Genomic DNA, 21171 nt, shown 5'->3' with positions numbered 1-21171 from the left:
CCTGCGTCGGAATGACAAAATCACAAATCAATACTGACCACAGAACCTTCCGAACTTCGAACATTGAAAACCGTTCCGTCTTCAAAAATCAAATATTGCCCTTTTATTCCAAGCAATGTTCCTGTAAAAGTGGGTGTTTTTTCTAAACTCAAACTGTTGATTTTTTTGGGATATTGCAACACCGGATAATGCATTTCATACAAATCATTTTTCTCTGAATAGAAATATTCTTGCACTTCTTGTGGCAACAAATCCTGCACTTTTATTTTCTCTTGAATCAAATCTGTATGGACAATATCGTTCGTTAGCATTTTGCGCCAATTGGTTTTGTCTGAGAAATGATCTTTCAAAGCAACTTCAGTAATACCGGCCAAGTAACGATTCGGGACTTCTACAATCGCAATGGCTTTCTCGGCACCTTGATCAATCCAACGCGTTGGCATTTGCGTTTTTCTTGTGACACCCACTTTAACTTCACTCGACAAAGCCAAATAAACTATATGCGGTTGCAATTGCACTTTCGATTCGTAATCCAAATCACGATCTGCGATGCCCAAATGCGCGGTGCTGAGTTCGGGTTTCATAATCCAATCGCCAACTGCTGGGCTTGAATAAAAACAATCATAGCAAAAACCTTGACGGTAGATTTTTTTATTTTTTCCGCAATTCAAACATTGAAACCCTGTCAATTGAATCGTGATGGTTTTGCTCAACACTTGATTTAAATTGAGAAAACTGCTTTCAAAAACCAAATAATATTGAATCGGATTTCCGAATTCTGTTGGCATTTTAGTTAAAACTCCTTCGTACTTCATACGTTTATTTTGTCTTACATTTCGATGATTAGCATTAGAATTTCTGCTAATTTTTTTGTTATTTTGGTAAAGCTGTAAAGTTATCGATTTGTGTTCGAATATTTGAAATGCAAATCCAAAATCATTAATCTAAATCATCAATCAAGAATGCCGCTACCAATCATCAATTCGATTGCTTCTTGGGTTTTGAAACAACGCATTCATCAGATTGAGTTGTTTTTGAAATACCCGAATGAAGTGCAGGATGAATTGTTGATGAACTTACTCCGAGCTTCTGAAAACACTGTAGTTGGCAAACATTACGATTTTTTTTCAATTAAATCTTATGCGACTTTCAAAGAGCGAATTCCAATTTCCACTTACGAAGATTTAGAACCATTCATAGAACAAACGCGTCAAGGCGATCAGAATATTTTTTGGAGTACACCCATAAAATGGTTTGCCAAATCGAGCGGAACGACCAATGCCAAAAGCAAATTTATTCCCGTAAGCAGTGAAGCGCTTGAAGATTGTCATTACAAAGGCAGCAAAGATTTGTTGTGTTTGTATTTGAATAATAATGAAAATTCCGAACTCTTTATTGGAAAGAGTTTGCGTTTGGGTGGCAGTTCACAGATTTATGAAAACAACAATACTTTCTTTGGCGATTTATCGGCTATCCTAATTGAAAACATGCCGATCTGGGCCGAATTCAGCAGCACACCAAGCAATCGCGTTTCGTTGATGAGTGAATGGGAAACCAAAATCATGGCGATTATCCAAGAATCTAGAAATGAAAATGTGACGAGTTTTGCTGGCGTTCCATCATGGATGTTGGTGTTGCTCAATAAAGTTTTGGAAGAAACCGGAAAAGGCAACTTATTAGAAATCTGGCCGAACTTGGAAGTTTATTTTCACGGTGGTGTAAGTTTCGAACCGTATCGCGAGCAATACAAAAAAATTCTGCCGAACAACGATTTTAAGTATTATGAAATCTACAATGCTTCGGAAGGATTTTTTGCGATTCAGGATTTAAACAATTCGAAAGATTTGCTGTTGATGCTTGATTATGGGATTTTCTATGAATTCATTCCGATGGATGTTTACAGTACTCCTGATGAAAAAGCCATTCGCTTATCCGATGTAGTTTTGGATAAAAATTACGCCATTATGATTACGACCAACGCGGGACTTTGGCGTTATTTGGTTGGCGACACCGTTCGGTTTACTTCATTGAGTCCGTATCGCATTCGAGTAACCGGAAGAACCAAACACCACATTAATGTTTTTGGGGAAGAATTGATGGTAGAAAATACCGACCAAGCGATTTCTAAAACTTGTGCCATCACGAACACCCAAGTAGTCGATTATACGGTCGCTCCTATTTTCATGGAAGGCAAAGAAAAAGGCGCTCATGAATGGATTATCGAATTCAAAGAAAATCCAAAAAACCCAACCGAGTTTCAGAAAATTCTCGACGAAACTTTACAATCTTTAAATTCCGACTACGAAGCTAAAAGATACAATAACATGACTTTAAATCCGTTAGTATTGAATATGGCGCGGCCAAATTTGTTTTACGATTGGCTCAAAGACCAAGACAAATTGGGTGGGCAACATAAAATTCCCAGATTGTCGAATCAGAGAGACTATTTGGAACAACTCAAAAACTTGGAGACACAAATGAATCGATAAATGAAAAAAGTCATTCTAATCATTACCATTCTTTTATTCACAATCGCTTGCGGACCCCACAGGATGCATTGTGGACCGAGAGGAATTTGCGACACCAACACATCCAAAAATCTTAAAAAAAATTCTTAGTGTTGTAACAATTTTGGTTGTTGGCTGTCTATTAGGCAATCATCAATCAAAATCAATCACTCATGAAATCAACATGCCTTGTCATGCTAATGCTTTTGTCACTTTCGGCGATGGCGCAAGAAATTACTCCCAATCAAACTGTTCAAGATTCTATTGCCAAAAGTCAAACTCCAAAATCAATAGAAGAAGTCACGGTGTATGGCAACAAACGACAATTCATCAAAGTCGAATCTGACAAAACCACCATCAATGTCAAAAACAATCCAATACTCAATAGCGGCAGCAGTTTGGATGCTGTGAAAAAAATTCCGGGTGTTATTACATCGCCAACAGGAAGCTTGACCTTAAACTCAAAAAACGTAGCCATTTATATCGACGGCATGCCCAGTTCATTGAGCGGAACAGACCTACAGAATTATTTACTGAGTTTACCCGCGACTGCGATTGAAAAAGTAGAATTAATATACAATCCCGGCGCCTCATTCGACGCTAGTTCTAGCGGATCGGTGATTAATATCATCACCAGTTCGAGAAAAATGAAAGGCGTGAATGCGAGTTTCAACATCAATTATAATTTCAATAAATACCAGAAACCGAGTCCACAAATTTTATTAAATGGCAAAAAGAAAAGCCTCAGTTGGCAAACGATGATTGGTTATAATTACATCGACAGCGAGAATAAAAACCAAAGCGATCAAACGTTTACGACATTCGATCCTGATGAAATGCTTATTCAAAAGAATAAAGCCGTAAGCACCAATCGTAATTTTTATTGGAGAACGGGAACGAATTACAAACTTTCTGAAAAATCGAATTTGTTATTCAATTACAATTTGAATCTCGGCAACGACCGAATTGCTTCTGAAGCCACGACGAAAGGCACCGGAATAGATTATAGGAATGATGCTTTGTCGAAAAACAAAAACAGCAACCATGAAATCAGTTTGCAATACAAAACCAAACTCGACACGATTGGCAGAACGCTTGACATTACGGGTTTCAGCAATTTCTTCGACAAAAATCCGGTTACAAAATCTGATGGTTTGAACAATGGAACATCGAATTTTTATAATGGCGATGTCGATTTCAAACTCGCCAATCATTATTTGAAATACGACTTTGCGATACCGTTTAAAAAGATTGATTTCTCTTTGAATACCGGTGGAAAATTCAATGTAATCAATGTTCATGACAAAGGAATTTACAACCTAAATACGACTACCAATTCGATTACCGACTTTGATTATGATGAAAACAATTTGGCTTTTTATGTCGAAGCGAGAAAGAAAATCAAAAAATTCAACTTTACTGTTGGATTGAGATTTGAAGATTACAAAGTGGATCGAGTGGCTTATGAAAATGGTGTTCGTACTGATGTTAATTTTAAAAACACGAACTTTTTTCCGAATGCGAGTGCGTTGTATGAGTTCAATCAGAACGTCAATTTGTCGGCTTCGTATTCTAAAAAAATTCAGCAAGCGGATTACAATGTTTTGGATCCGAATACTTTTGCGAATTTTGACCAATACAATTCATCTAATGGAAATCCGTTTCTCGACCCTACGTTTTTTGACAATTTCGAGTTGAAATTGACCGCGTTTCAATATGTGCAATTGGGTGGAAATTATACGATTGGGAAGGACATCAATAAATTTATTTTCGATGCCAAGCCCAACGAATTGGTGAGCAACCAAACGTTTAAGCAATTTGACGAAATCAATACACTCAGTTTGTTTGCTTCGTTCCCGATTCCGTTGGATTATTTCTTGAAAGGAAAGGAAGAATTTCAAAAACGAATGAACAATATCGACACGATGAATTATATTTTCTTGAATATCAATTATATCGATTTTACTACAAAAGGTTATGATTTTCAATTCAAACCAAAACCGATTATGAGTTATACGGCGATGGCGCAATTTATTTTACCTTGGAAAATCAAGAATTCTATGATGTACAGTTTAACGCCGCCGGGAACTTGGGAAATTTACAATCTTAACAAAACCATTCAGCAATTTGACATTTCTTTCAATCGTGATTTCATGAATAAAAAACTGCAAATCGGATTGCATTGTTTTGATGTATTCAATACCAATGAGATTAATGCTTTGGTTTCATCGACAAATTTACAGACGCAATTTCACCAAAAACAAGATTCGAGAACGTTCCGAATTTCATTGACTTACAACTTTGGAAACTTGAAATTGGACAAGGACAATACGGAAATCCAAACGGAAAAAGTGAGTCAAGGTGGTGGAATATTGAAGTAAAAACAGCCAACCCAAATTTCACAGATTAGCAAGGATTAATCTGTGTTGACCAAAAAAAATCCCGTTTCAAATTAGAAGCGGGATTTTTTATTTTATTAATGACAAACTTATGAAGCTATTTCGAGACGTTTCAGTAAGTTTTTTGTGAGCGTGTCGTTGGCATAATCTTTATCGATGTGCAATATTTTCTCGTCGTTGCTAGGCAAGTCATACATCGCATCGGTTAGGATGGCTTCGCATAATGAGCGCAAACCTCTGGCGCCGAGTTTATATTCTAAAGCTTTTTCTACGATAAAATCGAGTGCATCATTGGTGATAGTGAATTCAACATCATCCATCGCGAATAGCTTTTGGTATTGCTTGATTAAGGCGTTTTTAGGTTCTGTTAAAATCGCTCTTAAAGTTTCTTTGTCTAACGGATCCATATGGGTTAACACCGGAAGACGACCTATAATTTCAGGAATCAATCCGAAATCTTTGATGTCTTTTGGAATGATGTATTGGAGTAAATTATCTTTGTCGATGTTGTCTACGTTTTTAGAAGTGCTGTATCCAACGGCTTGACGGTTTAGTCGTTTTGAGATGATTCTTTCGATACCATCAAACGCGCCACCGGCAATAAACAAAATATCTTTGGTGTTGACTTCAACAAATTTCTGGTCCGGGTGTTTTCTTCCTCCTTTTGGCGGAACATTGACAACCGTTCCTTCGAGCAATTTCAATAAAGCTTGTTGTACGCCTTCACCCGAAACATCACGAGTAATGGATGGGTTGTCGCTTTTTCTAGCAATTTTATCGATTTCGTCAATAAATACGATGCCGCGTTCTGCTTTGGTTACATCATAATCGGCCGCTTGCAACAAACGGGTTAGGATACTTTCGACATCTTCACCTACGTAACCTGCTTCAGTTAAAACCGTAGCATCTACAATCGCTAAAGGCACATCGAGCATTTTGGCTATAGTTTTTGCGACCAAAGTTTTTCCGGTTCCGGTTTGACCTACCATGATGATGTTGCTTTTTTCAATCTCAACATCGTCGTTCAATTGCTGTTGCATCAAACGTTTGTAGTGGTTGTATACGGCAACTGCCATTACCTTTTTGGTTTGGTCTTGACCGATAACGTATTGATCTAGAAAAGCCCTAATTTCGTGTGGCTTTTTCAAAATCAAATCAGCTATCAATTTAGAATTGCCATTGGTTTTTAATTCTTCCAATACAATTCCATGCGCTTGTTCAATACATTTATCACAGATGTGTGCATTGATTCCAGCAATTAAAAGATTGGTTTCGGGTTTTTTTCGACCACAAAACGAACAATCTAATAGTTCTTTTGCCATTTTTATTTTAGATTTTAGATTTTAGATTTTAGATTTAACTCTATTCTTCAATCTGATTATCGTCTTAAAACCTCATCAATCATTCCGTATTCTTTAGCTTCATCAGCTATCATCCAATAATCGCGTTCGCTATCTTTGTGCACTTTATCGAACGTTTGACCTGAATGTTGTGAAATGATTTGATACAATTCGTCTTTGAGTTTCAACATCTCGCGAAGGTTGATTTCCATATCTGTAGCAACACCTTGCGCGCCACCTGAAGGCTGGTGAATCATCACTCTTGAATGTGGCAATGCCGAACGTTTTCCTGCAGCACCGGCACACAATAAAACCGCTCCCATTGAAGCTGCCATTCCTGTGCAAATCGTTGCTACATCTGGTTTAATGTATTGCATTGTATCATAAATTCCCAAACCAGCGTATACGCTTCCACCAGGTGAATTCAAATAAATCTGAATGTCTTTGGAAGCATCGGCACTTTCTAGAAACAACAATTGCGCTTGCACAATATTGGCAATTTGATCGTCGATTCCCGTGCCTAAAAAAATGATTCTGTCCATCATTAAACGAGAGAAAACATCGAGTTGAGAAATGTTCAACTGGCGCTCTTCGATAATGTAAGGCGTCATATTGGTTGGCGTCATCGCATTGACAATTTTATCGTAATATAAATTGTTTACGCCATGATGCTTTGTAGCAAATTTTTTAAATTCTTTACCGTAGTTCATAGTAATATATCCTTTTTATAGCTTTTTTAAAAACAAATGAGCGTCGAAACCTTAGTTTAGACGCCCAAATATAAGTATTTTTTTGTTTTATTCGCCGTAAGAAGCCGCAATAAATTCTTGGTACGTTACTTCCTTCGTTTTTGAATTGATTTTATCTTTGAACAAATGCAACATTTTTTCGCTCATGACTTGGTCAGAAAGTCTTTTCACTTCTTCTTGATTGGATAAAACTCTTGCGACAATACCTTCAACATCGGAATCGGTTGGATTCATTTGTCCGAATTGTGCCATTTGCTTTTTGATTACTTCGGCGGTGTAAGCTTTCAAATCTTCGAAGGTAATTTGCAAGTTGTTTTGCGACATGATTTTGCCTTCAATCAGTTGGTAACGCAAACCATTTTCAGATTTTGCGAATTCTTCTTCGGCTTGTTGTGGCGTTAAAGGTGCTTGTCCTGCTGTTTGAATCCATTTTTTTAGGAATGTTGACGGTAAATCGAATTTGGTGTTGGTCAATAACGATTCGGTTACATCATTCAAAAACTTCTGATCGGCTTGTGTTGCAAATTGCTTTTCTGCGTCTTCTTTGATTTTCGCTTTAATGTCATCTACAGAAGAAACATTACCTGGTCCGAATAATTTATCGAACAATTCTTGGTTCAATTCAGCAGGTTCGCTCATCGTGATTTCTTCAATTTTGAAATCGACATCAATGGCCAAACCGTGAACATCATCGTGACCGACTTTAAGATATTCCATCAATTTATGATCGTCATCGAAAAGCCCTTTGGTATTGACTGTAACAATATCGCCAACTTTTTTTCCTAGGAATTTATCACCAGTTTTTTTGTCTTTAAAAACATCTAAAGTAATTTGCGCTGGGCTGTCGATTCCTTTGTCAATATTGAGGAAAGTTCCTGAAATGTCGTCGTCTTTTTCAACGGTATCTTTCGAAAGCATTTTACCGTATTGTTTTCTGATGCGCGCTACTTGGTCTTCGAGCATTTTATCGTCGGCAACGATTTTGTATTGCGTGAGGTTTTTTACTACACCCAAATCGATGTCGAATGTTGGTGTTAATCCCAATTCGAATTCGAATTTATAATCTTCCGCATCCCAATTGAAATCTTCTGTGATTTTAGGCAACGGATTTCCTAAAATATCAAGTTTTTCTTGTTGCAAATAGCGGTTTAGATTTTCTTGTAATACTTTATTGACTTCTTCCAACAACACAGCTTTTCCGTATTGCTTTTGGATCATTCCGAAAGGAACGGCGCCTTTTCTGAAACCCGGAATCGAAGCTGTTTTTAAGTAGCTTTTTAAAACTTTATCGACTTGTGGTGCGTAATCGGCTTTTGAAACTTCAACGGTGATTATCGCATTCAAAGCATCTACATTATTTCTTGTAATATTCATCTTTTTTGAAACTAAAATTGGGTGGCAAAATTAGAATATTTTCGCCACCCAAACAAGTTTTTATAAGAATGTGTTGTTATGCAGATTTCTCGTTCGAAAATCCGTAGAGAATCGATTGGGAAATGGATAGAATGATGCTGAAAAATACAGCGGTCCAGAAAGTTTCCACGTGAAATCCGCCGACAATTTCGCTACATAATAAAATCATTAACGCATTAATAACTAGTAAAAACAGACCAAAAGTAATTAGTGTAACTGGCAACGTTAGCAATACCAGAATAGGCTTTACAAAAGCATTGAGTAAACCCAAAACCACCGCGACTATTAATGACGTTGTGAAACTGGCTACGGAAACGCCTGGCATAAAATGCGCAATGACTATTACTAAAATGGCTGTGATTAAAATTCTTATGATAAGATTCATGACCAATATTTTTTATAAAAGTAATATAATTTAGACTTTTAAATCAAAAATCTGCTTGTAATTTCGAAGAAAGCCTTTGGATTTTCCGCATGCAACCAATGACCAACATTCGGAATGGTTTCTAAAATGGCTTTTGGAAAATGCTGTTGAATACTGCTCCAATCTTCATCTTTGATATATTTGGAATTGCCGCCGCGAATGAATAAAGTAGGTTTGTCAAAATGAGCGTTTGCCGGAAGTGCAGTTCCGATATTTTCGATTTCTTTATTGAAAACCGGTAAATTAAATCGGAAGGCGAGTTGCCCGGGTTCTAGCCAATACAAACTTTTCATCAAGAATTGTCGGGTTCCGAAATCGGGTATATAGGTTTCCAGAATTTTATCGACTTCTGCGCGTTCGGGTTTTTGGGTGAAATCGACTGCGTTTAATCCGCTGAGAATATCATCATGATGCGGTGCGTAATATTTTGGTCCGATATCGCCAACGATGAGTTTTTGAATTAATTCGGGATGTTGCACTGCTAAAAGCATCGCTACTTTTCCGCCCATCGAATGTCCGATGATATCGATATTTTGTAATTGATGTTCGTGGCAATAATCAACCATATCCTGCGCCATAACATCGTAATTGAATGCGTCGGAATGAAAACTACGCCCGTGGTTGCGCAAGTCGAGCATGTGTACTTCGTAGCCGAGCGTTGCGTATTGTGTTCCTAGTGTTTTCCAGTTGTCGGACATGCCTAGGAAGCCGTGGAGGATTAGGAGTGGTTGGCCGGAGCCTTCTATTTTGGAGTGGAGTGTCATTGTTATTTGTTGTAAGTTGTAGGTTGTACGTTATGCGTGAGGGATAGCAGCTTTGTCTGAGCTCTTTTTACGACGTTGTTCGGCGGAAAAAAGCGAGTGCGGATAGCCCGACCCTTGTGGTCACGCCCTATTTCAATTTATTCAAATACATATTCACTACGTTGTCTAAACCCAGATAAAGCGCTTCGGAAATCAGTGCGTGCCCGATGGAAACTTCGAGTAAACCCGGAATATTTTGTTTGAAAAACTGAATATTATCGAGACTCAAATCGTGTCCGGCGTTGATGCCTAGTTCGAGTTCATTGGCGAGTTCAGCGGCTTTGACATACGCTTCGATGCCTTTGTGATTTCCCAAACTGTATTCGTGCGCAAAGGCTTCGGTGTAGAGTTCGATGCGGTCGGTTCCTGTGGCTTTCGCGCCTTCAATCATGGCCAAAACCGGATCAACGAAAATGGAAGTTCGAATGTTGTGGCGTTGGAATTCGGCGATGACTTCTTTGAGATAGGCTTGATTTTTAACTGTGTCCCAACCTGCACTTGACGTAATAGCCCCTATCGCATCGGGCACTAACGTGACTTGCGTCGGTTTGGTTTCTAACACCAAATCGATGAAATTGTGTTGCGGATTGCCTTCGATGTTGAATTCGGTGTAGACGATGGGTTTGAGGTCGCGTGCATCCTGATATCGAATGTGACGCTCATCCGGTCGAGGGTGAATGGTGATGCCTTGAGCTCCGAAACGTTGTAAATCTGTGGCGACTTGCAGCAGATTCGGAACATTTCCGCCTCGTGCGTTGCGCAGCGTAGCTATTTTGTTGATATTTACACTTAACTTTGTCATGGTTTGCGATGAATGTTAAAACTGAATCGCACAAAAATACGAAGTTAAACTAGGTGGTGTGGCATAAATTTGATTATTTTGCGACAACGATTGGATTCCGATTTATGAAAGAAATTAAAGATTATATCAACAATGATTTTAAGGCTATCGATAGTAAAGAAACTATTGTAGATGTGCAGGATTTTTTCCATGAGATGACTTTTTCGCACTTTCCGGTGCTCGATGAAGGCGTTTACATGGGTTGCATTGCTTTAGATGACGTGGATACTTTTGATTCCGATAAAAAGGTGTCGGATTACCGTTATACACTAGAGCCTTTCTTTGTGAGAACTTCGATGCTTTGGTTGGATGTTTTGGAAATTTTCGCCAAAAATCACTCGAATGTTGTTCCGGTTTTGGATGAGAATAATTTGTATGTTGGTTACTATGAATTGGAAGACATCATCAAGTTTTTCCATGAAACGCCATTTCTAAAAGAGCCAGGCGGTATTATCATCGTTCAAAAAGCGATTTTGGATTATTCGATGAGTCAGATTACACAGATTGTGGAAAGCAACAACGGCAGGCTTTTAGGATTGTTTATTTCAGAAGCGACTACCGATAGTGTTCAAATTACGATTAAAATCAGTTTGGGCGCCATGAATGAAATCATTCAAACATTCAGACGATACAATTACGAAATTATTTCGGAGCATCAGGAAGACAATTACATCACGAATTTGAAAGAGCGTTCGGATTATTTAGACAAATACCTTAATATGTAGCATGTTTAATCGTTGAATCGAAGCTACGATTCAACGATTAAACAACTCAACGATTAAACAACAAAAATGAAAGTAGCCATCTACGGACAATATTATCAAAACAGTACCGAACCTATTATTAAGAACATCTTTGTTTTTTTTAATAGAAACAATGTCGAGATGATTATTGAAGCTGATTTTTTGAAGTTGTTGTATGAAAAGAAAATTGTTGAAAGAGAATACAAAACTTTTACTTCACACACCGAGCTCGATAACAGTTTCGACATGCTTTTGAGCATTGGTGGCGACGGAACGATTTTGCGAGCGGCGACTTTGGTTCGCGATTCAGGAATTCCAATTTTGGGGGTTAATGCCGGAAGATTGGGTTTTTTGGCATCGGTTCAAAAAGAGAATATTGACAATTTCCTGCAGTATGTGATTGAAAAAAAATATACGATTTCACCCAGAAGTTTGTTGTCATTGCAGTGCATTCCGGAAAATGAAGACATTCAGAATATTAATTTTGCGATGAATGAAATTTCGGTCAGCAGAAAAGATACGACTTCGATGATAACAATCGAAACCTATTTGAATGACGAATACCTAAATTCGTATTGGGCTGATGGATTGATTATAGCAACACCAACGGGTTCTACGGGATATTCGCTAAGCTGCGGCGGACCGATTCTGACACCGGATGTGAATAGTTTTGTGATTACTCCGATTGCACCGCACAACTTAAACGCCCGACCATTGGTGATTCCTGATACGAATGAAATTCGATTGAAAGTTACCGGAAGAGAGGAATTTTATTTGATTTCATTAGACTCGAGAATTACTTCCGTGATAAACGAATCGGTTTTGATTATCAAGAAAACGCCTTTCAAAATTAATATGGTAGAAATACCTGAAGAAACTTTCCTCAAAACGCTACGCAACAAATTGCTTTGGGGTGAAGACAAAAGAAATTAACCGCTTACTTCGATTGTCGTATACTATTTCCTAACAAAACAACGTTTCCCTACTACTCTTTTGCCGTTTTTCAAATGGATTATTTCTAATTTAACAGAAATCCAAATTTGATGTCAAATGAGTCTCCATTATTATTATATTTGCACGCTATTTTCGATTCAATGAATAGATTTTTTATTATAATTTTTTTGCTTTTTGTGACCTTAACGTCAAAAGCGCAAATCCATGAAATTGGTGTGTTCTTAGGAGGCAGTAATTTTATTGGTGATGTTGGTTCAACCACCTACATTGCGCCGAACAAACTTGCTTTTGGATTGTTGTATAAATGGAATAGGAGTCCAAGGCATTCTTGGCGATTTTCATATACACAATCGACTGTTGAAGCCAATGACGCAGATTCCGGTATGGATTCGAGAATAGAAAGAGATTATCGTTTTAAAAACAGCATCAGAGAATTGACAGCCGGTTTGGAGTTTGATTTTTTCACGTTCGACTTGCATGATTCTAAACCTCAATTTACGCCGTATGTATTTACGGGATTGAGTTATGTATTTTATGATGGATTGTATTTTCGGAATGGCGGACCTAATAAAGAAGCCACTTACAGAACACTAGCCATTCCTATGACCGTTGGTGTAAAAGGAAGGGTGTTTCAAAATTTTGTTATTGGATTTGAAGTAGCGGCTCGAAATACATTTAAAGACGATTTAGACGGAAGCAATCCTACAAATGGAGACTATAAAGATTTAAAATTTGGCAACCTGACAAGTAAAGATTGGTATATGTTTACCGGTGTTACTTTGACGTATACTTTTGGAGAAAGACCGTGCTTTTGCTCGAGATAATATGATGAGTTTATTAGACAACATAAATAAAGACAACCTACCCAAGCATCTGGCCATTATCATGGATGGCAATGGTCGTTGGGCAAAACAGAAAGGTTTGCTGCGCGCTTTTGGTCATGAAAACGGCACCAAATCGGTTCGGGTAACGGTTGAATGTTGTGCGAAATTAGGTATTGAAAACCTTACGCTGTATGCCTTTTCTACAGAAAATTGGAACCGCCCAAAATTGGAAGTGGATACTTTAATGAAGCTGTTGATCAATTCGTTAAAAAACGAAGTCAAAACATTAACCGAGAATAACATTCGCCTTCACGCTATTGGAAACCTTGATATGTTACCAAAATCTGCTAAAAAAGAACTTTCCGAAGTTATTGAAACCACCAAAAGCAATACAAGAATGACCCTTACGTTGGCCTTAAGCTATGGCTCGCGCGAGGAAATCATTAGTGCGGTGAAGGAAATTTCGGAGAAAGTTAAAAATAATATAATTTCAATTGACAGTATTGACGAATCGATTATTAATCAGCATCTTTACACGCGAAATTTACCCGATGTTGATTTATTAATCAGAACCAGCGGCGAGCACCGAATCAGTAATTTTTTATTGTGGCAGATTGCTTATGCGGAGTTATATTTTACACCGGTTTTGTGGCCGGATTTTACAGCAGAAGATTTATACGAAGCCATCATAAGCTATCAAAAAAGAGAACGAAGGTTTGGAAAAACAAGTGAACAAATTAAATAATTTTTTAGTGTTATATAAAAGAATAAAGTTAGTCGTTACCCTATTATTTTTTGGGTGTATTGCCCAAATGAATGCACAAGAAAAAATTCCATTTGATCAAGGCACTAAATACATTTTAGCCGATGTTGATGTCATCGGAAAAATCAGTTACAACAAACAAACTGTAGTTACTTTTGCGGGCTTAGAAAAAGGCCAAGACGTTACCATTCCTGGTGAAGAAATCAGCAATGCTATAAAAAAATTAGGTAAACTGGGGCTTTTCAGTGAGATTGATTTTTATGTAAACCGAATTGTAGGCGACAGCATTTACTTGGATTTGAATATTAATGAATTGCCTAAACTTAGTGAAGTAAAGTTTGCCGGCATCAAGAAAAAGAAAACCGAAGTTTTTATTAAAGACAATGGTTTGACTAAAGGTAAAATTGTCAATGAAAACTTGATTACTACTACCAAAAATTACATAGAAAATAAATACAAAAAAGATGGCTTTTATAATTCAAAAGTAACCATCACAACCGTTGCAGATACTTCGAGTGGTAATGAAGTTAAAATGTATGTGAACATTTTCAAAGGAAGCAAAATTAAAGTCAAGGATATTGATTTTACCGGAAACGAAAAGTTTTCAGATGCTAAGCTTCACAAAGCGATGAAGAATACCAAAGAGAAAAATCCGCTTCATATTTTTAAATCTTCAAAATACATCAAAGAAAAATACAAAGAAGACTTAACCAAAATCATTGATAAATATAAGGAAAACGGATATCGTGACGCGAGAGTTGTTTCAGATTCGGTCATATTCAACAAAGACAAAAAAAACTTATCAATAAAAATTAACCTTGAAGAAGGACATAAGTATTACTTTGGGAATATCAAATTTTTAGGAAACACAATATATCCTGACAGTGGTTTAAGAAATATTCTCGGCATCAAAAAAGGCGATGTCTATAATGGTGTTTTACTAGAGAAAAGAATCGCTGATAAATCGAAACCAGACGGAGAAGACATTACCAATTTATATCAAAATAGCGGCTATTTGTTTTCGAACATCAATGCAGTTGAAGTAAAAACAAGCAACGACACGATTGATTTTGAAATTAGAATTGTTGAAGGGCCATTGGCTTATTTCAATAAAATCACCGTAATTGGAAATGACAAAACCAATGACAATGTGATTTATCGTGAGCTCAGAACCAAGCCGGGTCAGAAATACAGCAAAGAGGAATTGGTGCGTACGATTCGAGAAATTGGGCAATTGGGTTATTTTGATCCTGAAGCTATTGAACCTATATTTAAAAATGTTGATGCCGGTGCCGGAACCGTTGATATTGAGTATAAATTGGTAGAAAAAGGATCGAGTCAAATCGAATTGCAAGGTGGTTATGGCGGTGGCGGATTTATTGGTACGTTGGGATTGTCCTTTAATAATTTCTCGGCCAGAAACATATTCAAAAAAGAAGCTTACAAACCATTGCCAATGGGTGACGGACAAAAAGTAGCATTGCGTTTACAAGGAAGTTCCTACTTTCAAACGTATAGTATTTCGTTTACTGAACCTTGGTTTGGTGGAAGAAAACCAATTCAATTTAGTAGTTCATTGGCTTACAGTAAACAATTCGCCAATACGAGTTCCGGGGTAGATAAAAGCAGGAATTTTAATATTATCTCCGCAAGTGTGGGTATCGCCAAAAGATTGCAGGTTCCAGATGACTTTTTTGTATTATCGCAATCGTTGAGCATGCAATATTATGACCTCAACAATTATAACATTGGTTTGTTTACTTTTGGTGATGGATCTTCAAGAAACTTGGCGTATACGATTGGTTTGAGCAGAAACAACAAAGGAACCAATCCGATTTTCCCAATGTATGGATCTGAATTTAGTATATCGGGCAAATTTACTATTCCATATTCTCTTTTTAACGGTATAGATTATGGGAATTTAAAAAATTTAGAACCCTATAAAAAACAAAACGAAGGAACTACCCCGCTTGACAATGCTTCCACGCTCGAACATAACCCCAATGGAGGGCCGGACAAAATTCTGCCAGGTCATTATATCGATGCCAACGGAAATAGCGTCGGATTTGACTATACGAAAGCTGTAGCGGATGCAGGAAAAGTAGATCAAGAAAGATTTAATTGGTTGGAATATTATAAAATTAAGTTTAAAGCAGATTGGTTTACAAAAATTTATGGTAAATTGGTATTGCGTACTTTGAGTGAATTCGGATATTTGGGTGCCTATAATAATGATAGAGGCCTTGTTCCATTCGAGCGTTTCTTTGTTGGTGGTGATGGTTTGGCGAATTTCGCACAAGACGGAAGAGAAGTAATTCAGTTGAGAGGCTATCCAAACAATTCGTTGTCGACGGATGATGGTGGACCGATATACAATAAGTTTTCTCTTGAAATGAGATATCCGATAACATTAAAAGCCGCTGCGTCGATTTATGTATTAGGGTTTATTGAAGGTGGAAATGCTTATGATTCGTTTAATAAATATAATCCTTTTGAGTTGAAACGTTCTGCCGGAGCAGGTTTAAGAATTTTTATGCCGGCTTTCGGATTATTGGGTATTGATTTCGGATACGGATTTGATCCACTTACGGGACAAACAAAAGCAAATGGATTGGAAACTCATTTTATAATTGGTCAGCAATTTTAAAATTAACTATATTTGGCATGGTATTTTCTAACAAAATTTTGAAGTGTATGAGAAAACATATTGTATCACTGTTAATCATGATGTCTATTTCTACAATAGTTCATGCACAGTCTAGAGGCGTAAAAATTGGTTATATTGATATGGAATACATTCTTCAAAATGTACCAGATTATAATGAAGCTAAAAACCAATTAGAGCAAAAAGCTCAAAAATGGAAACAAGAAATTGAAACAAAAAAGAACGAAGTTGCCCGATTAAAAGATTTGTTAGCGACTGAACGCGTTTTATTAACCAAAGAATTGTTAGAAGAACGAGAAGAAGAAATTTCGTTTCAGGAAAAAGAATTATTAGATTATCAAGAAAAAAGATTTGGCCCGAAAGGCGACTTAACCATTCAAAAAGCCGTTTTAGCACAGCCCGTTCAAGATCAAGTTTTTAATGCTGCACAAGATATTGCAGAAGCTAAAAAATATGATTTCATATTCGATAAAACGTCAGATTTAACGATATTATTTGCTGCAAAACGATATGATATTAGCGATCAAGTAATTCGAGTAATTACAAGAACTAATAAAAGAAATCAACTTTCTAAAAAGCAATTAAAAGAGGAAGAAGCCAAAGAAGCTAAAGAGAATATGGAAGACGAAAGTCCAGCGTTAGCCGAAAGAAATAAAAAATTAGAAGAACGAAAAGCCGCCAGAGAAAAATTGATTGCGGATAAAAAACTAGCAACAGAAGAAAGAAAACAACAAATGCTTGCTGCTAAAGAAGCTAAAAAGAATGGAACAGCTCCGATAAAAACCGAAAGTAAAGGCACAATCAAAGACTCTATTTCAAGCAAAGACGCCGTCAAAGTCGTTAAAGAATCCGCTAAAAAAGAAATTGACAGTACATTAATTATTAAGAAACAAAAAACGGCCGAGGATAGAGCTAAGGTTTTGGCTGATCGCAAAAAAGCTTTAGAAGACAAAAAGAAAAAAGCTTTAGAAGACAGAGAAGCAGCTAGAAAAGCCAAAGAAGATAAACTTAAAGAAGGGAAGCAAGATTAAAACAAATTAATTAATATTTTAAAAATGAAGAAACAATTCAAAACTTTAGTAATAGCAGCATTTATTTTTGTTGTAGGTAGTCAAACAATTCAAGCTCAGGCAAAGGTTGCTCACGTTGATGTGAGTGAATTAATGTCGAAAATGCCGGCCATGTTGGAAGCTCAAAAGCAATTAGAAAAATTGAGTGGTACGTACGATACAGAATACAAAACTATGGTTGATGAGTATCAAGGAAAATTAAAAAAATACGAACAAGAAGCTACCACTGTAACGGATGCTGTTAATGAAACACGTTCGAAAGAAGTGCAAGACATGCAAAAAAGAATTGTTGATTACAGAGACAATGCTCAAAAAGAATTGCAACAAAAAGAAGCCGATATTGTAAAACCAATTATGGAAAAAGTAAAAGCTTCAATTCAGAAAGTTGGTAAAGCAAAAGGATTTCAATATGTGTTGAATTCGGAAGGACTTCTTTTAACTGATGGTCCAAATTTAACTGCTGATGTTAAAAAAGATTTAGGTTTTTAATAACCCATCGTAAACAATAAAACTTACTCCATTTGGAAATTTCCGGATGGAGTATTTTTTTTACCTTTGATTTATGGCGAACAACAATCCGATAGGACTTTTCGATTCCGGTATTGGCGGCACATCTATATGGTCGGCGATTCACGAATTGATGCCTTATGAGGAAACGATTTACTTAGCTGACAGTAAAAATGCACCGTATGGACTCAAATCGAAAGATGAAATTATTGCATTGAGTATTAAGAATACAGAATTCCTTCTCAATCTCAATGCTAAAATTATTGTTGTGGCTTGCAATACCGCTACAACGAATGCCATCAAAGAATTACGCACAAAATACGACGTTCCTTTCATCGGAATAGAACCGGCAATTAAACCGGCAGCTATGCATTCAAAAACACAAAAAATTGGAATTCTGGCCACCAAAGGAACACTTAGCAGTGAACTTTTTAATAAAGCAGTTGAAATTTATCAAGACACCATCATCATCGAGCAGATTGGGCACGGCCTTGTTGAACTCATAGAAAAAGGACAATTGAATTCACCCGAAATGAATCGACTGCTTCATTCCTATCTCGAACCTATGATTAAAGAAAATATTGATTATTTGGTTTTAGGTTGCAGTCACTATCCTTATTTAATTCCGCAACTTCGTAAAATACTTCCACAGCATATCCAAATTATCGATTCCGGAGAAGCTGTAGCAAAACAAACTTATAACGTTTTAAATGCTAAATCAGGTTTACATCCAGAAGGAAAAAGCACGAACATTTTTTATTCTAACGGCGATCCAAAAGTATTAGAAGCCATATTGAACCATCAACATAAAGTGACGTCGAAAGATTTTTAGTTTCCCTCTTTAAACCAACCGGAATACATCACATAATTGTTTGAAATGCGTTCGATTTCACCTGCAAAATCAGACGTATCAATGTCTTTTACCCATTTAGCGGGAACACCTGCATAAATAGTTCCTGAAGGCACATTTGTATTTTGAGTGACTACAGCACCAGCAGCTATGATTGAATTACTACCGATAACACAATTATCCATCACAATAGATCCCATTCCGATAAGCACATTGTCTTCTATAACACAGCCGTGAACAATAGCATTGTGTCCAATCGAAACGTTGTTGCCAATTTTGGTGGCGTGCTTTTGATAGGTGCAATGAATGATAGCACCATCTTGAATGTTGACTTTATTCCCAACCGAAATACTATTGACATCACCTCTTACAACAGCATTAAACCAAATGCTGCAAGAAGTTCCAAATTCGACATCGCCAACTATTGTAGCATTGTCAGCTATATAACAATCTTCTGGGATTTTTGGCGTTTTTCCGTTTACAGTTTTTATAATCATAGTTAAAAAAAAGTCCCGAAAATATCGGGACAAATAAACTTTTAAGGATTGATTGCAGGACAATTACAGTGGTATTTCTCCGGTCTGCAGAATACATTCATACCTAAAGTAATTTGATGATAGCCACCGTTATCGAATTTAACCGCTCCGGTTACTATAGAATAGGTATAGGAAAACATGTAATTTTTATAATTCAATCCTACTATTGGTGTAATGTATTGCAGTTTTTGAACTTCAGTACTTCCGCCTTTTCTGTATTCAGCTCCGTCTAAACTTCTTCTGTATGAAAGTCCTCCCCAAAGTTTACCAATTTCCAATTGCTTGTACACTTTTAAATTGACATCAATTGATTTCTCTTTGGTTTGATTCACCAATTGAAACATAAATGAAGGTTCCCATAATAAACCATCTTCTTGGCCAAAAGTATATCCTGAATTGATGATTACTTTTCTGATGTTATCATCTTCATATTCAGAATAAATTTTTCTTCTTGTTTCAATCGCGTTTTTGACTGTTAAATGTGTGTAGAATTCTAAATAATTGTACGACATTCCTATATCGACATTAAAATAAGAATACTTTTGAACAATCGTACCGTTTACAGTTGGATCGAATTCTTTAAACTCAGTTTCATCTAAAGAGCTTTGAACTAAGCCAAGACTTAAACCAAAAGACACCTGATTTAAATCGACCGCATCTCTTGAAAACATAATATGATGCGCATAAGTTGCTTTTATACCTTGCTGTGTATGGTATCCGTTCTTGTCGTTATAGACGATTACTCCGGCACCTGATTGTTCGCTTTCACCAATTTTTCCGTTGAAGCTTAAAGTTTGCATTGATGGCGCATCTTTTTGCCCGAACCATTGCTGACGGCCAGTCATTCTAATCTTTGAACAACTGGAAGCTCCAGCCATTGAAGGATGCAATAAATAATAATTATCCGATAAGTAATCTGAATAAACTGCAATTCCCTCCTGAGAAAATGAGAATTGAGATACAAACAACACAATCAATAATAATAACTTTTTAATATTCATTTTATTTATCGTTTTAGTGAAATTGGGGCGGTGAAATTTTATTAATACTGCTTTAAATAATAACCAACTATAAACTTAAATCTGTCGGAAAAACTTCTTCTTTTCCAAAACCAAGCTCTTAATATGTGCTATTTATATTGATTTCTTCCCATTTATTTCCGAATTGGTCAAAGATATAAATTTTTGCTTTAGCTTGACTATTCCATTTAAAAATATTCAAGGATACTTTTCAGCATTTTTTCCACTTATCGTTTCAAAGCAAAATGCGATTTGAATTCTTTAGATTCCCCATTCTCTTTATAGAAAACCCTAAACCAATAATCTGTTGAAGGCAAGTTCAATCCGTTGAGCGTTCCGTCCCAACCTTCACCTTGAACCGATATTTCTTTAATCAATTTACCATAACGATCGAAGATATAAATGAAAGCTTCCGGCTGATCATCTGCGATTTCAGAAATATTCCATGTGTCATTATAACCATCATTATTTGGTGTAAAGAATCTAGGAAAATTCACTATTCTAAACGTAGCTTGTGCCGTGCCACAACCGTATTTGTCTTTCACTGTAATGGTGTGGTGTCCTGAGAATAAATTCGTAAAGAAAGCATCTTCTTGAAACAATCCTGTATCCAATTGATACAGATAATCGCCCGGTGGCGTAACATTAATAGTCACCATTTGATTGTCCTCGAAGAAACTCGTTACCGAAGTAAATACTTGCGATGGCGGTAATGAAGGAACTATCGTGGCGCTTGCAGTATTAACACATCCAGTGTATACATT

The 21171-nt window shown here is 36.7% G+C and carries 20 protein-coding genes; 10 read left to right on the top strand and 10 right to left on the bottom strand.

Going from position 1 to position 21171, the window contains the following annotated elements:
• Positions 1-20 precede the first annotated feature (20 nt).
• Positions 21-815 (bottom strand): DUF2797 domain-containing protein, encoded by a 795-nt coding sequence (locus RMO03_RS03400; protein ID WP_309640680.1) that lies wholly within the window; start codon positions 813-815, stop codon positions 21-23.
• 147 nt (positions 816-962) lie between these two features.
• On the opposite strand from RMO03_RS03400, the gene RMO03_RS03395 reads away from it, so the two are divergent.
• Both RMO03_RS03395 and RMO03_RS03390 read left to right on the top strand, forming a co-directional pair.
• Positions 963-2489 carry a GH3 auxin-responsive promoter family protein gene (locus tag RMO03_RS03395; protein ID WP_309640679.1) on the top strand — a complete coding sequence of 509 codons (1527 nt, stop codon included), beginning with the start codon at positions 963-965 and terminating at the stop codon, positions 2487-2489.
• Between the two features lie 191 nt (positions 2490-2680).
• On the top strand, positions 2681-4888 hold the full coding sequence (locus RMO03_RS03390; protein WP_309640678.1) for a TonB-dependent receptor domain-containing protein: 2208 nt from the start codon (positions 2681-2683) through the stop codon (positions 4886-4888).
• 107 nt (positions 4889-4995) lie between these two features.
• Here RMO03_RS03390 and clpX read toward each other — a convergent pair whose 3' ends face one another.
• From clpX to RMO03_RS03360, 6 genes are all read right to left on the bottom strand, one after another.
• Entirely contained in the window at positions 4996-6228 is a 1233-nt protein-coding gene (gene clpX / locus RMO03_RS03385; RefSeq protein WP_309640677.1) for an ATP-dependent Clp protease ATP-binding subunit ClpX, read from the bottom strand.
• A gap of 56 nt (positions 6229-6284) precedes the next feature.
• The gene (clpP, locus tag RMO03_RS03380) at positions 6285-6956 is read right to left on the bottom strand and encodes an ATP-dependent Clp endopeptidase proteolytic subunit ClpP (RefSeq protein ID WP_309640676.1); all 672 of its coding nucleotides are present in this window, start codon (positions 6954-6956) and stop codon (positions 6285-6287) included.
• An 87-nt stretch (positions 6957-7043) separates the two neighbouring features.
• The gene (gene tig / locus RMO03_RS03375) at positions 7044-8369 is read right to left on the bottom strand and encodes a trigger factor (RefSeq protein WP_309640675.1); all 1326 of its coding nucleotides are present in this window, start codon (positions 8367-8369) and stop codon (positions 7044-7046) included.
• Positions 8370-8445: 76 nt separating this feature from the next.
• Positions 8446-8793 carry a phage holin family protein gene (locus tag RMO03_RS03370; protein ID WP_309640674.1) on the bottom strand — a complete coding sequence of 116 codons (348 nt, stop codon included), beginning with the start codon at positions 8791-8793 and terminating at the stop codon, positions 8446-8448.
• A gap of 38 nt (positions 8794-8831) precedes the next feature.
• Positions 8832-9596 carry an alpha/beta fold hydrolase gene (locus RMO03_RS03365; protein ID WP_309640673.1) on the bottom strand — a complete coding sequence of 255 codons (765 nt, stop codon included), beginning with the start codon at positions 9594-9596 and terminating at the stop codon, positions 8832-8834.
• 127 nt (positions 9597-9723) lie between these two features.
• A complete protein-coding gene (locus tag RMO03_RS03360; protein ID WP_309640672.1) occupies positions 9724-10437 on the bottom strand; it encodes a pyridoxine 5'-phosphate synthase in 714 nt (237 codons plus the stop codon).
• Positions 10438-10541: 104 nt separating this feature from the next.
• Between RMO03_RS03360 and RMO03_RS03355 the strand changes: the two genes are divergently transcribed.
• The 8 genes from RMO03_RS03355 to murI all read left to right on the top strand — a co-directional run bounded on the left by RMO03_RS03355 (position 10542) and on the right by murI (position 18834).
• Positions 10542-11201: a CBS domain-containing protein gene (locus RMO03_RS03355; protein WP_309640671.1), complete on the top strand. Its 660-nt coding sequence runs from the start codon at positions 10542-10544 to the stop codon at positions 11199-11201.
• A 66-nt stretch (positions 11202-11267) separates the two neighbouring features.
• Positions 11268-12152, top strand: a complete 885-nt coding sequence (locus RMO03_RS03350; protein WP_309640670.1) for an NAD kinase — start codon at positions 11268-11270, stop codon at positions 12150-12152.
• A 197-nt stretch (positions 12153-12349) separates the two neighbouring features.
• Entirely contained in the window at positions 12350-12997 is a 648-nt protein-coding gene (locus RMO03_RS03345; RefSeq protein WP_309640669.1) for a DUF6089 family protein, read from the top strand.
• A 4-nt stretch (positions 12998-13001) separates the two neighbouring features.
• Entirely contained in the window at positions 13002-13742 is a 741-nt protein-coding gene (locus tag RMO03_RS03340) for an isoprenyl transferase (protein WP_309640681.1), read from the top strand.
• Positions 13743-13809: 67 nt separating this feature from the next.
• A complete protein-coding gene (locus RMO03_RS03335; protein WP_309640668.1) occupies positions 13810-16407 on the top strand; it encodes a POTRA domain-containing protein in 2598 nt (865 codons plus the stop codon).
• A gap of 47 nt (positions 16408-16454) precedes the next feature.
• Positions 16455-17456 (top strand): OmpH family outer membrane protein, encoded by a 1002-nt coding sequence (locus RMO03_RS03330; RefSeq protein WP_309640667.1) that lies wholly within the window; start codon positions 16455-16457, stop codon positions 17454-17456.
• A 24-nt stretch (positions 17457-17480) separates the two neighbouring features.
• A complete protein-coding gene (locus RMO03_RS03325; protein WP_309640666.1) occupies positions 17481-17984 on the top strand; it encodes an OmpH family outer membrane protein in 504 nt (167 codons plus the stop codon).
• 73 nt (positions 17985-18057) lie between these two features.
• Positions 18058-18834: a glutamate racemase gene (gene murI, locus RMO03_RS03320; protein ID WP_309640665.1), complete on the top strand. Its 777-nt coding sequence runs from the start codon at positions 18058-18060 to the stop codon at positions 18832-18834.
• On the opposite strand, the gene RMO03_RS03315 is transcribed toward murI, so the two are convergent.
• The 3 genes from RMO03_RS03315 to RMO03_RS03305 all read right to left on the bottom strand — a co-directional run.
• Positions 18831-19349 (bottom strand): gamma carbonic anhydrase family protein, encoded by a 519-nt coding sequence (locus RMO03_RS03315; protein WP_309640664.1) that lies wholly within the window; start codon positions 19347-19349, stop codon positions 18831-18833. The two genes, murI and RMO03_RS03315, sit on opposite strands and share 4 nt — an antisense overlap.
• Before the next feature lie 41 nt (positions 19350-19390).
• Positions 19391-20389, bottom strand: a complete 999-nt coding sequence (locus RMO03_RS03310; protein ID WP_309640663.1) for a type IX secretion system membrane protein PorP/SprF — start codon at positions 20387-20389, stop codon at positions 19391-19393.
• Positions 20390-20634: 245 nt separating this feature from the next.
• Positions 20635-21171 (bottom strand): T9SS type B sorting domain-containing protein (locus RMO03_RS03305; protein ID WP_309640662.1); only part of this gene is annotated, 537 nt, incomplete at its 5' end.

Origin of the sequence: Flavobacterium sp. (assembly GCF_031411595.1) — a bacterium.
Classification (GTDB): Bacteria; Bacteroidota; Bacteroidia; order Flavobacteriales; family Flavobacteriaceae; genus Flavobacterium.
This window is presented reverse-complemented; position numbering and strand designations above follow the sequence as displayed.

Coding starts and splice junctions, on each gene's coding strand:
- RMO03_RS03310 (WP_309640663.1), bottom strand. CDS start 20,389: ATGAATATTAAAAAGTTATTATTATTGATTGTGTTGTTTGTATCTCAA.
- murI (WP_309640665.1), top strand. CDS start 18,058: ATGGCGAACAACAATCCGATAGGACTTTTCGATTCCGGTATTGGCGGC.
- RMO03_RS03315 (WP_309640664.1), bottom strand. CDS start 19,349: ATGATTATAAAAACTGTAAACGGAAAAACGCCAAAAATCCCAGAAGAT.
- RMO03_RS03335 (WP_309640668.1), top strand. CDS start 13,810: ATGAATGCACAAGAAAAAATTCCATTTGATCAAGGCACTAAATACATT.
- RMO03_RS03330 (WP_309640667.1), top strand. CDS start 16,455: ATGAGAAAACATATTGTATCACTGTTAATCATGATGTCTATTTCTACA.
- clpP (WP_309640676.1), bottom strand. CDS start 6,956: ATGAACTACGGTAAAGAATTTAAAAAATTTGCTACAAAGCATCATGGC.
- clpX (WP_309640677.1), bottom strand. CDS start 6,228: ATGGCAAAAGAACTATTAGATTGTTCGTTTTGTGGTCGAAAAAAACCC.
- RMO03_RS03370 (WP_309640674.1), bottom strand. CDS start 8,793: ATGAATCTTATCATAAGAATTTTAATCACAGCCATTTTAGTAATAGTC.
- RMO03_RS03360 (WP_309640672.1), bottom strand. CDS start 10,437: ATGACAAAGTTAAGTGTAAATATCAACAAAATAGCTACGCTGCGCAAC.
- RMO03_RS03365 (WP_309640673.1), bottom strand. CDS start 9,596: ATGACACTCCACTCCAAAATAGAAGGCTCCGGCCAACCACTCCTAATC.
- RMO03_RS03355 (WP_309640671.1), top strand. CDS start 10,542: ATGAAAGAAATTAAAGATTATATCAACAATGATTTTAAGGCTATCGAT.
- RMO03_RS03400 (WP_309640680.1), bottom strand. CDS start 815: ATGAAGTACGAAGGAGTTTTAACTAAAATGCCAACAGAATTCGGAAAT.
- RMO03_RS03350 (WP_309640670.1), top strand. CDS start 11,268: ATGAAAGTAGCCATCTACGGACAATATTATCAAAACAGTACCGAACCT.
- tig (WP_309640675.1), bottom strand. CDS start 8,369: ATGAATATTACAAGAAATAATGTAGATGCTTTGAATGCGATAATCACC.
- RMO03_RS03390 (WP_309640678.1), top strand. CDS start 2,681: ATGAAATCAACATGCCTTGTCATGCTAATGCTTTTGTCACTTTCGGCG.
- RMO03_RS03340 (WP_309640681.1), top strand. CDS start 13,002: ATGAGTTTATTAGACAACATAAATAAAGACAACCTACCCAAGCATCTG.
- RMO03_RS03325 (WP_309640666.1), top strand. CDS start 17,481: ATGAAGAAACAATTCAAAACTTTAGTAATAGCAGCATTTATTTTTGTT.
- RMO03_RS03395 (WP_309640679.1), top strand. CDS start 963: ATGCCGCTACCAATCATCAATTCGATTGCTTCTTGGGTTTTGAAACAA.